The sequence below is a fragment of the Kitasatospora sp. NPDC048540 genome, from assembly GCF_040651175.1.
Taxonomy (GTDB): domain Bacteria; phylum Actinomycetota; class Actinomycetes; order Streptomycetales; family Streptomycetaceae; genus Kitasatospora.
The window spans coordinates 1-14,875 of sequence record NZ_JBEZIR010000173.1; the positions used below are offsets into that span (position 1 = coordinate 1).

The 14,875-nt window shown below is 74.8% G+C and carries 8 protein-coding genes; all 8 read right to left on the minus strand.

Features of this window, described 5'->3' with window-relative positions:
* Nucleotides 1-93 precede the first annotated feature (93 nt).
* A complete protein-coding gene (locus AB0D08_RS37295; RefSeq protein WP_359894777.1) occupies nucleotides 94-1,140 on the minus strand; it encodes a Rieske 2Fe-2S domain-containing protein in 1,047 nt (348 codons plus the stop codon).
* A 158-nt stretch (nucleotides 1,141-1,298) separates the two neighbouring features.
* Nucleotides 1,299-2,885: a glutamine-hydrolyzing GMP synthase gene (gene guaA / locus AB0D08_RS37300; RefSeq protein ID WP_359894779.1), complete on the minus strand. Its 1,587-nt coding sequence runs from the start codon at nucleotides 2,883-2,885 to the stop codon at nucleotides 1,299-1,301.
* 936 nt (nucleotides 2,886-3,821) lie between these two features.
* A complete protein-coding gene (locus AB0D08_RS37305; protein ID WP_359894780.1) occupies nucleotides 3,822-5,525 on the minus strand; it encodes a hypothetical protein in 1,704 nt (567 codons plus the stop codon).
* Nucleotides 5,526-5,604: 79 nt separating this feature from the next.
* Nucleotides 5,605-7,464 carry a GMC family oxidoreductase gene (locus AB0D08_RS37310; RefSeq protein ID WP_359894781.1) on the minus strand — a complete coding sequence of 620 codons (1,860 nt, stop codon included), beginning with the start codon at nucleotides 7,462-7,464 and terminating at the stop codon, nucleotides 5,605-5,607.
* A gap of 82 nt (nucleotides 7,465-7,546) precedes the next feature.
* A complete protein-coding gene (locus tag AB0D08_RS37315) occupies nucleotides 7,547-9,181 on the minus strand; it encodes a succinic semialdehyde dehydrogenase (protein ID WP_359894783.1) in 1,635 nt (544 codons plus the stop codon).
* Between the two features lie 97 nt (nucleotides 9,182-9,278).
* Nucleotides 9,279-10,925 carry a serine/threonine-protein kinase gene (locus AB0D08_RS37320; protein ID WP_359894785.1) on the minus strand — a complete coding sequence of 549 codons (1,647 nt, stop codon included), beginning with the start codon at nucleotides 10,923-10,925 and terminating at the stop codon, nucleotides 9,279-9,281.
* 158 nt (nucleotides 10,926-11,083) lie between these two features.
* The gene (locus tag AB0D08_RS37325) at nucleotides 11,084-12,184 is read right to left on the minus strand and encodes a hypothetical protein (RefSeq protein ID WP_149038356.1); all 1,101 of its coding nucleotides are present in this window, start codon (nucleotides 12,182-12,184) and stop codon (nucleotides 11,084-11,086) included.
* A gap of 193 nt (nucleotides 12,185-12,377) precedes the next feature.
* Nucleotides 12,378-14,486, minus strand: coding sequence for a serine/threonine-protein kinase (locus AB0D08_RS37330; protein WP_359894787.1), 2,109 nt, complete (start codon nucleotides 14,484-14,486; stop codon nucleotides 12,378-12,380).
* Nucleotides 14,487-14,875: the final 389 nt, after the last annotated feature.

Sequence of the window (14,875 nt, forward strand, 5' to 3'; positions counted from 1 at the left end):
GGTTGCCGGCCTCCAGGGTGCTTTTCAGCGCGAGGATAGCGGTGAGCGGTACGTTAGCGGCCGGTCGGCCGCCCGTCCCCGCTCGCGTCGCGCTCAGCTCTGGACGGGGCCGAGCTCCAGCTGGTCGCCGTTCTTGGTGACGCTGTACTTCGGCAGCGGCTTGGTGGCCGGGCCGTTGACCACGGCGCCGGTGGCGGCGTTGAACCGCGAGCCGTGGCAGGGGCAGTACATCTGCCCGTTCTTGGGGGCGTCGACGGCGCAGCCGGAGTGGGTGCAGACCGAGGAGAAGCCGCAGTACTGCCCGGCGGTGGGCTGCACGATGTAGACCGCGTCGCCGCTGGCCGGGTCCTTGACCTGGGCCGAGCCGCCGACCGGGACGGCCGCGGCGGCGACGGTGACCTTGGCACCCGAACCGGAGCCGGGAGCCGTGGCACCGCCCGGCGCGCCGGTGGCGGCCCCGGGGCTCTGGACCGGGGTGGCGGAGGGGACGGGCTTGCGGTCGCGGCCGAAGGTCGCGGTGAGCGAACCCGACAGCAGTCCGGCGCCGCCGATCGCGACGGCGGCGATCCCGCCGTCCAGCAGTGCCCGGCGGCGGACGGCGTTCTCGTCCAGGCCGCGGGCGCGGTCGCGGCGGGCCCGGGCGGCGAGGTAGCCGTCGATCGAGAAGAGCGGGGTGCCGGCCAGCACCAGCGGGGTCCAGGCCATCAGGTAGGCGAGGTCGTTGCCGTAGTAGTACGGCGAGACGTTCCAGCTGACGGTGAGCCAGAGGGTCAGGCTGATCAGCGCGCCGCCGGCCGCGGCGAGCCGCCCCCAGAGGCCGGCCAGCGTGCCGAGGCCGACGGCCAGCTCACCGAAGGCGATCAGCAGCGCGAAGACGGTGGGCGCGTGCACGGCGGGGCCGAGCGCCCAGCCGATCGGGCTGGCGGCCCGGACGGCCTCGGTCTGCGCCAGGAACGAGGCCGGATCGCCCGCGCCCGCCAGGTAGTGGGCGTCGGAGAGCTTGTCGAAGGCCGCGTACACGAAGGTCACGCCCAGGAAGAGGCGCAGTGGCAGCGTCGCGTAGCGTGTGCCGGCCTCCTTCCACCGGGTCAGCTGTGCCGGTCTGCCCGACTGTTCCGGTCCGCCATGCCCCGCCGTCATGCCGATGCCTCTCGCTCATTTCCCGCCAACTACTGACAGGTTCGGTCCGATTCTGCCCGCTGTTGCACGTGTTCCGCGGCAGGCCCCTCGACAGACGGCCGCGCCGCCACTCCCATACGTACGGAAGCAGCGGCGCGGCCGTTCAGCTCAGCGGGAGATTACTCCCACTCGATGGTGCCCGGGGGCTTGCTGGTGCAGTCCAGCACCACCCGGTTGACGTCCTTGACCTCGTTGGTGATCCGGGTCGAGATCTTGGCCAGCACCTCGTACGGCAGGCGCGACCAATCCGCGGTCATGGCGTCCTCGGAGGAGACCGGGCGCAGCACGATCGGGTGGCCGTAGGTGCGGCCGTCGCCCTGCACGCCGACGCTGCGGACATCGGCCAGCAGCACCACCGGGCACTGCCAGATCTCGCGGTCCAGGCCGGCCAGGGTGAGCTCCTCGCGGGCGATGGCGTCGGCGTCGCGCAGCAGGTCCAGGCGCTCCTTGGTGACCTCGCCGACGATCCGGATGCCGAGGCCCGGGCCGGGGAACGGCTGGCGCTGGACGATCTCCTCCGGCAGGCCGAGCTCCTGGCCGACCATCCGGACCTCGTCCTTGAACAGCTTGCGCAGCGGCTCGACGAGCTGGAACTCGAGGTCCTCGGGCAGGCCGCCGACGTTGTGGTGGGACTTGATGTTGGCGGTGCCGGTGCCGCCGCCGGACTCCACCACGTCCGGGTACAGGGTGCCCTGGACCAGGAACTCCACCGCGGGGCCCTCGTCGGCGATGATCTCGGCCTGGGCCTGCTCGAAGACCCGGATGAACTCCCGGCCGATGATCTTGCGCTTCTCCTCCGGGTCGCTGACGCCCTTCAGCGCGTCCAGGAAGCGCTCCTCGGCGTCCACGACCTTGAGCTTGACGCCGGTCGCGGCCACGAAGTCCTTCTCGACCTGCTCGGTCTCGCCCTTGCGCATCAGACCGTGGTCGACGTACACGCAGGTCAGCCGGTCACCGATGGCGCGCTGCACCAGGGCCGCGGCGACCGCGGAGTCCACCCCGCCGGACAGGCCGCAGATGGCGCGCTTGTCGCCGACCTGCTCGCGGATCAGCGCGACCTGCTCGTCGACCACGTTGACGGTGGTCCAGCTCGGCGCGATGCCCGCGCCGCGGTACAGGAAGTGCTCCAGGATCTGCTGGCCGTGCGTGGAGTGCAGCACCTCGGGGTGGTACTGGACGCCGTACAGGCGGCGCTCGTCGTCCTCGAAGGCGGCGACCGGGACCACGTCGGTGGAGGCGGTGACGGTGAAGCCCTCGGGCGCGGCCGAGCAGGCGTCGCCGTGCGACATCCACACCGACTGCTCGGCGGGGGTGCCCTCGAAGAGGGTCGAGCCGCTGCGGCTGACGTGCAGCGGGGTGCGGCCGTACTCGCGGGCGCCGCTGTTGTCGACGGTGCCGCCGAGGGTGATCGCCATCAGCTGGAAGCCGTAGCACATGCCGAAGACCGGGACCCCGGCCTCGAAGATCGCGCGGTCGAGCCGCGGGGCACCCTCTTCGTAGACCGACGAAGGGCCGCCGGACAGGATGATCGCCTTGGGGTTCTTGGCGAGCATCTCGGCCACCGGCATGGTGCTCGGCACGATCTCGCTGTAGACCCTGGCCTCACGCACCCGGCGGGCGATGAGCTGGGCGTACTGGGCGCCGAAGTCGACCACCAGGACGGTGTCGTTCTCGGCAACGGACTGGTCGGGAAGAGCAGATGACACGGACGGCCTTCCGGCATGGGTATCAGAAGGTGTCGCGCGCCACACGCCCCTGACAGGGTGGCGACGGCGACGGGCGGGGGTATGCCCCCGAGTCTACCGGGCGGCCCGAACGCTCCCGGTTCACCCGCTTGCCGCCGGGCCCCGCCGTGACCACCGCGGCCGGCGGATCGTTGCACCCGACGACCGCCCGGGCGCGGCGCACCCCCCAGGTGCGGCGGTGCCCGCACGGTCGGCAGGACCACGCGTGGAACTCATCTCCAGTCCACCGGCGCGCGTGGCGGGCCCGGCCCGCCGTGGGACCGCACGCCGGTGCAGTGGCCGGAACAGCAGGGGACAGCGACCCGGCCACGGCTGACCGGCAAGGGGGCGGCGGAACGGTACCCGGGGACGCCCGGCGCCGCCCGCCGCCCTCTCGGCGGCTCATCCGCCCCGGCGCACTCCCCTGTGCGCCCCCTGCTTGCAACTACTACGCAGAGTAGTCGACGGCTCGGTCCCCCGGCCGCCCCACCGGCCCCGCACGACGGCCTCCCGGCGGCCCCGGCGCGCGGTGCCGCCCGAAATTGGACTGTGCCGAACTGTGTCGAATCGGTTGCACAGTAGGGCCTCCGTCCAGCACGATGCTGGTTGTGGGGGTTGGCCCGGACACCGTGGACGACGGTGGCGGGCCGGCGGCCCGCAGCCCTCGTCCGCCCTGCGGCGGCACCGGTCCGCGGATCACGCTCCGTGAGGACGGGCCCTGCCCCGCGCCCGTGCGCCGCCCGCCCTGCCCACCCGCGCAGGCGCGCCGGCGCCGCCCACGAACCATCCGACCCGACGGCGCTCTTCCCCCGGCGCCGTCAACCCAGCACCGGTGCCGCCCTGACGCCGTGTGCTGAGCGACAAAGGGCCCCGTTCCCCCGCGGGGCCCTTTGCCCTGTCCGGCCGGGGTGCTCCGGCTCAGGCGCCGGTGGGCCGCCGGTACGCCTCGTGCGAGTCGAGCACCTCGGGGGCGTACGACGGCGGCACGACCGGCGGGCGGTCCGGCTGCGCGGGGACGACCACGAGCAGCGGAGCGTCCGCCACCTCCTGCGGTGCACCCGGCTGCGCGCCCGGCTGCGCGGCCTGCGGCTCCCACGGCTGCTGCGGCTGGTCCGCGGGCCCGGCGGGCCGGCCGCGGGCGGCGGTGAGCAGCGGGGGTAGCGCCAGCGCGCCGAAGGCCGCCCACAGCAGGTTGGCCACCAGCACGGTGAGCACGACCAGGGCGAGGGTGCTCTCGCTGCCGACGCGCATGGCGAGGCCCTCCGGGGACAGGCTGGGCCCGCCGGCGGCGGGCCTGGCGGACTCCACCCGGAAGCCCGTGGTCAGGCCGGCCAGCAGCATCGGCACGCTGACCAGCACCGCGTACACCACGGCCAGCCGGATCCGGTCCAGCAGGCCGAGCCGGTGCCGGTGGGCGGTCCACCCGAGCAGGCAGACCGGGACCAGCGCGAGCAGTAGCGCCCAGCGCCAGTTCCCGGTGGCGCCGTGCAGGTCGAAGAGCGAGATCCGGAACGGCTCGAACTCGCCCATGCCCTCGTACCCGGCCGTGGCCACCGCGTGCAGGGTCGCCCCGGAGCCGAAACCGAGCAGTGCCAGACCCCCGTTGGGGATCAGCAGCAGCCAGACCGGATCGGACGGCAGGCCGTCCCAGGCGAGCACCACCACGGTGGCGGCCGCCGAGGCCAGCGCGGTCGAGAGCGCCGCCGTCCGGCCCGCGATCCGGGCCGCGGCCGGCCAGCCGCGCAGCACCGGCGTGGTCGCGGCCGCCCGGTTCAGCGCGTCGGCGCCGTACACCAGCAGGGCGATCAGGCCGGCCGCGAGCACCGTCCAGGCCGTCGACTGCAGCCAGCCGACGGTCATGGTCTGGTCCGCGGTCAGGGCGAGCCCGACCCCCCGGGCGTCGTCGCCGATCAGATCGTCCAGGTACCGCTGGGGCGGTGCGCCCGTCCTGGTGCCGGCCGCCAGGCCCAGCAGCAGGGCGGCCAGTCCGGCCAGGGCGGCCACCCGGGCCGACTCCAGCAGCGCCGTGCGGGCCGTCAGCACGCCGCCGCCACGGGCCCGCCAGAACCGCCGGGCGGGCCGCAGGCCGAGCCAGAGCGCGGCCGCCCAGAGCACCGTGACGGTCATCGGCAGCAGCCGGAGGTCGGAGATGTAGGTGGCGCCGCCGGAGCGCCCGGCAAGCGTCAGCGGCGCGCCGAAGCCCGCCATGGTGAGGCCCAGCGCGGCGCCGAAGCGGTTGCCGAACGGGAAGCCGCCGCGGATCCAGTGCCCGGGCAGCGCGATCAGCAGGGGCACCAGCAGCAGCACCGCGGTGGGCGGCGCCACCGCGCGCAGGGCCGGCAGCCAGTCCGCGCTCACCAGCCGGCGCAGCAGCTCGGGGCGGCCCGCCCGCGGGTCGTACGGCACCCCGCGGCCCCAGTGGCCGAGCGGCGGCGGGCCGCCGGGCGGGGGCGCGGCCGTGAAACCGGGGTCGGCGGCCAGGCCCGCGTACGCGCCGGAGCCCCCGACCTCGGTCACCTCGCTGATGGCGGAGACCGCCGGTGCGCCGAACGGTCGGTCGCAGGCGGCGCAGCGCTGCGCGCCGTCCGCGGACCCTGCTCCACAGGACGTGCAGATCGCCACGCAGTTCCCCCTGGTATGTCGCCCGAAGCCCGTTTATCCCACCGGCCGTGAGACGGTGTCAACCGGGTTCGGGCGCCGCTCAGCCGAGCCCGGAGCCGTCCTCCCCGGCCTCGGGGGAGGCATCCGGGACGGCCTCCTCGGCGGCTTCCGGGACCGCCTGCTCGGCGGTCTTGCGGGCGGGCACCGCGGGCACCGGCAGCAGCAGTTCGGCGAAGGCCCCCGCGGGGACGGCGGGCCGGACCGGGGCGACGGCCGGCACCCGCCGGTAGGGCTCGTCCTGGGCCGGGCGGCCGTCCGGCTCGCCCTTGTTGGGCCACATCGACAGCGCCCGCTCGGCCTGCGCGGTAATGGTGAGCGAAGGGTTGACGCCCAGGTTGGCGGAGATGGTGGAGCCGTCCACCACGCTGATCCCGGGGTGGCCGAAGAGCCGGTGGTACGGGTCGACGACGCCGTGCTGCGGGGAGTCGGCGATGGCGCAGCCGCCGATGAAGTGCGCGGTCAGCGGGATGTCGAAGATCTCGCTGGCGGTGCTGCCGGCGAAGCCGTTGATCGACTCGGCGAGCGCCCGGGCGCTCGCCTCGGCCGCCGGGATCCAGGTCGGGTTGGGCACCCCGTGGCCCTGGCGGGAGGTCAGCTTGCCCTTGCCGAGGCCGGACTTCTTGAGCGAGACGGTCAGCGAGTTGTCCAGCGACTGCATCACCAGGGCGATGATGGTCTTCTCCGACCAGCGGTGCTGGTTCATCGACTGGGCGAAGATCACCGGGTGCCGGGCGGCGGTGACGGCGTAGCGCAGCCAGCGCGGGCCGCGCCCGGCGCCGGGGACCTGCTGGACGCTGAGGGCGCCCATCGCGTTGGAGCCCTTGCCGTAGCGGACCGGCTCGATGTGGGTGTTGCCGTCGGGGTGGATCGAGGAGGTGATCGCCACGCCCTTGGTGAAGTCGACCTTCTCGCCGTAGCGCCGGTCGGTGGTGGACGCGCCGACGATGGCCTCGGAGTTGGTCCGGGTCAGCTCGCCGAGCTTGGCGGACAGGCCGGGCAGGTGGCCGCCGTCGCGCATCCGGTGCAGCAGGGTCTGGGTGCCGTAGGTGCCGGCCGCGACCACCACCCGGGCGCACCGGATGGTCCGGGCGCCGGCCTTCACCGGGTCCTTGGAGCGCGAGTCGGTGCGGCGGACGTCCACCGCGAAGCCCTCGGCGTCGGGGAGTTCGCGGATCCGGGCGACGGTGGTGAGCGGGTGGATCTCGGCGCCGCCGCGTTCGGCGAGGTGCAGGTAGTTCTCCACCAGGGTGTTCTTGGCGCCGTGCCGGCAGCCGGTCATGCACTCGCCGCACTCGGTGCAGGCCTTGCGCCGCGGGCCGGCGCCGCCGAAGTACGGGTCGTCGACCTCGCCGCCCGGTGCGGCCTTGGCGCTGCCGTCGCCGTCGTTGCCGTCACCGAAGAACACCCCGACCGGGGCCAGGTGGAAGGTGTCGCCGACGCCCATCTTCTCGGCGGCGGCCTTCAGGTGGACGTCGGAGGGCGTCACGGTCGGGTTGGTGCGGACCCCGAGCATCCGCTGCGCCTGGTCGTAGAAGGGCGCGAGCTCCTGCTCCCAGTCGGTGATGTGCTGCCACTGGCGGTCCTCGAAGAACGCCTTCGGCGGGACGTACAGGGTGTTGGCGTAGTTCAGCGAGCCGCCGCCGACGCCCGCGCCGCCGAGCACCAGCACGTTGGCCAGCAGGTGGATCCGCTGGATGCCGTACAGGCCGAGCGCCGGGGCCCACAGGTAGTTGCGGGTGTCCCAGGAGTTCTTCGGCAGCTCGTCGCGGCGGAACCGGCGGCCGGCCTCCAGCACCGCGACCCGGTAGCCCTTCTCGGTCAGCCGGAGTGCGGCGACCGAGCCGCCGAAGCCCGAGCCGACCACGACCACGTCGTAGTCGAGTCCGTCGCTGTCCGCCATCTGCCGCTGCTCCTTCGAAACGTCATGGGGGTGCCCGGGCGGGAGCCCCGGGGGGCTCCTCGGGCCGCTGGTGCGGGCGCGGCTACTTGAGGCGCAGCGCCTTCATCGCCTTCAGGCCGGTGGTGAACAGGGCCGCGAACTTCGCGTCGTCCAGGCCCATCGAGGGTGCCAGCGGCAGCACGGTCTGGGTCGCGATGGTCTGCGCCTCGGTGTAGCGCAGGATGCCCTCGGAGCCGTGCCGCCGGCCGAGGCCGGAGTCGCCCATGCCGCCCATCGGCGAGGAGACCGAGCCGTACGCGGCCGCGTAGGCCTCGTTGACGTTGACCGTGCCGGTGTGCAGCCGGGCCGCGACCGCCCGGCCCCGGCGCAGGTCCTTGGTCCAGACGCTGGAGTTGAGGCCGTAGGGGGTGGCGTTGGCGGCGGCGACGGCCTCGTCCTCGGTGTCGAAGCGGTAGACCGAGACCACCGGGCCGAAGGTCTCCTCGGCGCAGACGGCCATCGACTCGGTGACGCCGTCCAGGATGGTCGGCTCGTGGAACAGCGGGCCGAGGTCCGGGCGGGCCTGTCCGCCGGCCACCACGGTGGCGCCGGCCTTGACGGCCTCCTCGATGTGCCGGGTGACGGTCTCCAGCTGCCGGTCGGAGACCAGCGAGCCCATGTCGGCGCCGTACGCGAGGCCGCCGCCGAGCCGCAGCGCGCGGGTGCGCTCGGCGAAGCGGGCCAGGAAGCGGTCGGCGACCGAGCGGTGCACGAACAGCCGCTCGATCGAGATGCACAGCTGGCCGGCCGAGGAGAAGCAGGCCCGCACCGCGCCCTCGGCGGCCTTCTCGATGTCCGCGTCGGCCAGCACCAGCATGGCGTTCTTGCCGCCGAGCTCCAGCGAGGCGCCGACCAGCCGGGCGGCGGCCTGCTGGGCGACCTGGCGGCCGGTGCGGGTGGAGCCGGTGAACGAGACGTAGTCCGCGTGCTCGACCACGGCCGGGCCGATCACCGGGCCGTCGCCGATCACGATCTGCCAGCAGTCGGCCGGCAGACCGGCCTCGATCAGCAGCTCGCGGGCCCACAGCGCGGTCAGCGCGGTCTGCGTGTCGGGCTTGTTGACCACCGCGTTGCCGGCCACGAAGGCGGGCAGGGCGTCGCCGACGGAGAGCTCGAACGGGTAGTTCCACGGTGAGATCTGCCCGACCACGCCCTTGGGCCGGCGGGCCTCGACCGTACGGGTGAGCACCGGGACGGCCCCGGAGCGGTGCTTGTCACGCAGGTACGAGGGCGCCTTGCGGCCGTAGTGCCGGGCCGCCATCGCGACGGCCAGCACCTCCTCGAAGGCGTGCAGCCGGGCCTTGCCGGTCTCCGCCTGGATGAGGTCGAGCACCTCGTCCTGGCGGCGCAGCAGCAGGTCGTGGAAGCGCAGCAGGACGGCGGCGCGGCGGCGGACCGGCAGCGCGGCCCAGGCCTGCTGGGCCCTGCGGGCCAGCCGGTAGGCGGCCTCGACGTCGGCCGGGGTGGACTGCGGGAGGCTCGCCAGCCGGTCGCCGGTGAGCGGCGCGGTGGTGTGCACCGTCTCGGGCTCGCCGGTGGTGGTGATCCCCGCGGCCAGCCGGGCCACCACGGCGGGCGTGACCGCCGAGGCGACCGTGCGTGCGCCACCGGGCGCGGCGGGGTTGCGCCCGGCCCCGGTGCCGGAGCCGGTCTGTCCGTCTGCGGTGATGTCCGTCATGTGCGCAGCCTAGGGCCTGCACGGCCAGATAGGTACCCGCCGGTAACAGGAAACTGTCTGCGACGGAGACTTCAAGATCGACTCGGCCCGGACGGCCTCAGCGCAGCACCGCGAAGTGGTTCAGCACGATCGTGAAGCGCTGCTGCGCCTCGGTGCGGTCCTTGTCGGGCGCGGCCACCAGGACGTCGTACGAGGTGCCGTCGGCGGCCTTGAACTCGGCCTCCTTCAGGTACCGGCGGGTCCCCGAGTTGTCCGCGTTGGTGTAGCTGAACTCCCAGACCGAGCCCGGGAAGCCGTTCACCTTGATCTCCGCCAGCTGCTCGCGCCGGTAGCCCTGGCGGTTCTTCTGGATGCTCTGCTCCATCTCCTGGAAGTGCTGCACCGGGCTCAGCGACTGGCCCACCGTGACCGCGAACTGCAGGTAGTGCACCTTGTTGTCCGGGCTGTAGTAGATCTCGGTCTTGTCGGTGCTGCGCACCCAGGTGCCGCCGGTGGTGGGCAGCAGGAACCGGAACCCGGCCGGGTCGTCCACCCACTGGTAGCCGCTCGGCGCCGGGTCCGGGGCCGCCAGGCCGGTCGCCGACGCCTCCGGGCCGGACGGCGTCGCGGCGCCCCCGCCCACGTGGTCCAGCACGGCGTACGCGCCGCCGCCCACCAGCAGCGCCGTCACCAGGCCGATCAGCGCCAGCCGCAGGGCACGCCGGCGGGGCCGCCCCGCGGGGGCGGGTCCGCCCGGCGCGGGCTCGGCGCCCACGGGCACGGTCGGGACGGTCGGCGCGGTCCGCCCGGCCGGGACGGCCCCGGCGGCGTGGTCCGGCGCGCCGTCGGTCCGGTCGACCACGGGCACGCTGGTGGTCGGCTGCCGCTCGGCGGCCTTGGCTCTCAGACCCACCGTGTGGCCCGCCACCACCTCGTTCAGCAGCTGCATCGCCTCGTCGGCGCCCGGCCGCCGGGCCGGGTCCTTGGCGAGCAGCGCGGCCAGCACCGGACCGAGCGCGCCGGCCCTGGCCGGCTCCGGCAGCTCCTCCTCGACCACCGCGGTCAGCGTGCTCAGCGGCGAATCCCGGCGGAACGGCGAGGTGCCCTCCACCGCCGCCCACAGCGTGGCGCCCAGCGCCCACAGGTCGGAGGCCGGGCCGGGGCGCTCGCCCTGGGCCCGCTCGGGGGCCAGGTAGTCGGGCGAGCCGACCAGGTCGCCGGGGCGGGTCAGCTCGACCACGCCGGCGCCCTCGAACTTGGCGATCCCGAAGTCCAGCAGCACCACCCGGCCGGTGTTGTGCTCCAGCAGCACGTTGGCCGGCTTGACGTCCCGGTGCAGCACCCCGAGCTGGTGTCCGCGGTGCAGCGCGGCCAGCACCTGCACACCGACCTCGGCGGCCTCCTGCGGACGCAGCTCACCGTCCTGGCTGATCACGTCGGCCAGCGAGCGGCCGTCGACCAGCTCCATCACGATCCAGGGCCGGCCGTCCTGCTCCAGCACGTCATGGATGGTGATCACGCCCGGGTGCTTGATCCGGGCGGCGGCCCGCGCCTCCCGCTTCATCCGGGTCTGCAGGATCTCCAGGTCCTCCTCGGACAGGTGGCTGACGGTGAGCTCCTTGACCGCGACGTCGCGGTCCAGCATCTCGTCCCGGGCGCGCCAGACCGTGCCCATCCCGCCCCGGCCCAGGCGCTCCCCCAGCGCGTACCGGCCCGCCAGCAGCCGGCCCGCGTCCAGTCCCGCTGCCTTGTCCTGTCCGCCCATGGCGACCGCTCCCCCTCCTCCGCCCACCGTCACTCCGACGGAGGTCCCGGCGCGCCCCGGACTCACCGTCCGGACATCTTCCGGGCCAAGCCTAGGCGCACTGCACCAGGGCCAGGATGCCAGCCCGGCCACCTGACCGATTCCCGACCGCGGTGCGGTCAGCCGGCCGCCAGCACCACCGCGGCGAGCGCCGCGACCAGCGCCACCAGCACTCCGCCCACCAGCAGCGGGCCGATCAGCGACGGCCGTATCCGGGAGGGGCGGTGACGTTTCATCAGCTCGGTGCCCGGCTCCCCGGCCCGCGACCCGCGCGCGGCGCGGCGGCCGCCGCGCCGGTACGGCTCCACCGGACCGTCCGGGCGGCGCACCGGCAGCAGCGGCGCGGCGGCGAGCAGTCCGGGCCCGAACGGTTCGGGTGCGCCCGCCAGCAGCTCCCGCACCTCGGTCTGGACGTCGACCGCGAGCGGCCGGCCGGCCGGGTCGGCCGCCAGCAGCCGCTCGACCAGCGGACGCAGCGGCCCGCAGCCGTCCGCGGGGTGCGGGCGGCCGTCCCGGACCGCGGCCAGCAGGGTCGGCAGATCGTCCTCCGGGTACGGGCCGTACCCCGTGAGCAGCCGGAACAGCAGCACCCCGAGCGCCCAGCAGTCCGCCGCGGGCCCGGCGTCCGGCGGCCAGCGTTCGGCGCGCGGCCCGAGCAGGACCGCCCGCGCCTCATACACCCGGCGCGGCACCGGGCCGCCCAGCGCCGAGCACAGCGTCTCCTCGGCCATCCCGAGCAGCAGGCCGCCGAGCAGCGCGGCGCCGTCCTCGCAGACCAGCACCGACTCCGCGGTCACGTTGCCGTGCGAGAGCCCGGCCTCGTGCACGGCCCGCAGCGCGCCGGCCAGGTCGGCCGCCAGCTCCGCCACCCGGTACGGCGGCACCGGCCCGTCCACCGCCAGCTCGGACAGCCGCACACCCGGTGGACGCTCCTCGGCGACCCAGAGGGTGTCGCGTTCGGCGACCACCTCCACGTCGGCCAGCAGCCGCGGGTGGTGCGGGGCCGAGGCCACCGCGGCCGCCACCCGGTCGGCGACCAGCGCGCCGTACTGCGGGTCCGGCTCGGCGCCCGGCTGACCGGGGATCAGCAGCTCCGGCAGGTCAAGCGCGTGCAGCAGCACCTGGCCCCCGGTCCGCAGGTCCTGCGCGGCCGCGCCGATCCCCGGACGGTCCGTCACCCGGTACCGCCCCGCCACCAACTGCCCCGGAGCCGCTCGCATGGATGTTCCTCAGAAAGGGGTCTGGCTGCTCGTACCGGTCAGGGTACGTGGCCCGGCCGTGGGCGGCGTCGAGAGAGGACACGGGCGGACGGGCCGCCGCCGGCCCCTCCTCAAGGACGGCGGGCCGCCGGCGGCGGTTGCGCGCGGCGGGCGCTTCCGCCAGGAACACCCACGGTACGGTGCGGAGCCCCGATCACGGCGCAGGCTGGAAGCTCTCGAAGCCGACCTTGCGGGCGTCGGCGTTGGCCGGGGAGTCCCAGTCCGCGTCGGGCGTCGTCCAGTACAGGGCGTACCCGTACTTGCCGTTGCCGGTGACGAAGCCCCGGTTGAGCGAGTGCATCCGGGTCTTGCTGCCGAAGGTCCACTCCCAGTCGGCGGCGTTGGTCCACTGCCGGTAGGTGATCTGCTTCAGCTGCACCCGCTGGTAGTTGGAGCCGCCGTTGCCGTCGTTCTCGCTGCTGACCCAGTCGTCGTAGGCACTGCCGTGGGCGGGCTGGGTCCAGTCGACCATCAGCTTCACGCCGTTGCCCTTGAACTGGCGGCTGGTCGCGTCGTAGTCCGGACCCTGGTCGGTCAACCAGCTGGGCAGGTTGATGCTGAAGCCGGACGGGTCGTGGTAGGTCGTGTAGCCGGCCGGCGGGGCCGGGACGGCCGCGTTGCCGGCCGTGGTCCCCGAGGTGCCGGTCGTGCCGGTGGTGCCCGTGGTGCCGGTGGTGTTGCCGGAGGCCGTGGCCCCCGCCGCACCGGGGTTCTGCGCACCGGCGCCCGAGGCCGCGGACGAGGCGGCGGCGGAGGGGGAGGTGGCCGGCGGGGCGGCGGCGGACTGCTGTCCGCCGGCGGCGGGGCTCTGGGCGGCCCCGGCGGCGGCCGGGTCGCCGGCCGAGGCCGTCCCCGGGCCGCTCGCACCGGGCGTGCTGGCCGTGTTCTTGCCGCCGCCGTGCATCGCCAGGGCCACCACGGCTATCAGCGCCAGCACGAACACCAGCGCGCCGGCCGCCAGCCCCAGCTTGCGGCGGTCCCGGGCGGGGGCGGGGACGGTCGGCCGCACCTCGGTGGCCGGGGCGGCCGGGGGCGTGGGCACGGTGAGCGGCGGCGCCGGGATCGGCGCGGGCTCGGCGGCGGCCCGGCTGCCCACCCGGACGGTGCCGAGCAGGCCCATCGCCGCGGCGGGCGCGGCGGCGGGCTTCGGCGCGGGTTCCGGCTTCGCGGCGGGCCGGGGCGCGGGCTCCGGCTTCGCCACCGCCTTCTTCGCCGCCGCCTTCTTCGCGGCGGGCTCCGGCGCGTCGGCCTTCGCGGTCGAACGCGCCGCCGCCGTCCCCGCCGCGGCCGCGGCCTTCGGGGCGGGCCCCGGCACCGGCCCGGGCTCCGCCGCGACCTTCGGGTCGCCCTTCGGCCCGCTCTTCGCCGCGGACGCCTCGTCAGCGCCCTTGACCGGCACCGCCTGCTGGGTGGTCGCCTCGGCCCGGCTCACGCCCGCCGCGACGATCCGCTTGAGCATCGAGCGGGTCTCGGAGGCGTCCAGCCGCAGCGCCGGGTCCTTCTCCAGCAGCCCCTCGATCACCGGCCACAGCGGCCCGGCCTTCTCGGAGGCGGGCAGGTCCTCGGTCATCACGGCGGTCAGGGTGGCGAGCGCCGAGCCCCGGTCGTACGGCGGCTTGCCCTCGACCATCGCGTACAGCGTGCCGCCCAGCGACCAGAGGTCGGCCGGCGGGCCGGGCTTGTGCCCCTTGGCCCGCTCCGGCGAGATGTACGAGGGGGCGCCGACCAGCATGCCGGTGGAGGTGATCGAGGTGTCGCCCTCCACGCTGGCGATGCCGAAGTCGGTGAGGACCACCCGGCCGTCCTCGCCGATCAGCACGTTGGACGGCTTGACGTCGCGGTGCAGGATCCCGTGGCTGTGGGCGGCGCCCAGCACGCCGAGCAGGTCGAGCGCGATCTCGGCGGCCCGGACCGGGGTGACCGGCCCGTCCTCCTTGATGACCTCGGCCAGCGAGCGGGACTCGACCAGCTCCATCACGATCCAGGGCCGCTCGTCCTCCTCGACCACGTCGAAGACGGTGACGGCGGCGGTGTGCCGGATCCGGGCGGTTGCCTTGGCCTCCCGCAGGGTACGGACGATCAGGCGGTGCTTCTCCTCCTCGTCCACCCCGCCGTGCATGCGCAGTTCCTTCACGGCGACGATCCGGCCGAGCATCTCGTCCTCGGCCCGCCAGACCGTGCCCATGCCGCCGCTGCCGAGCACCGCGTTGAGCCGGTACCGGCCGGCCAGCAGCCGGCCCGTGGACTCCTGCGCCTGGGTCATCGGTGCGCTCCCCCATGTGTTGCTGGCCCGCGTACTGCTGCCGGTCGAAGTGACGGCGCATCGGCCCGCGCGGGCACAACCCGGGGGCATCGCCCGCGCGCCCGGCGCCCGGCTCCAAGACGCCAAGTCACCATCATCTCCTGTTCCTTCGGTCGCCGACCACCCGCCCCGGGGGTTGACCGTGAAGATCCGTACCGGAACCGGGCGTTCCGTACCCGACCGGAGAGCGGAAACAGCCGGTCAGCGGCGCAGCCGCGCACAGACTCTCCCCGAGGAACGCACCATGACCACACCAGCCGGACGGCGGACCGAACGCCCCGTGCTGGTGCCGACCGCGTGGGTGCCGGGCAGCAGCCCGAACACGGCCAGCACGCCGATCACGATGAAGG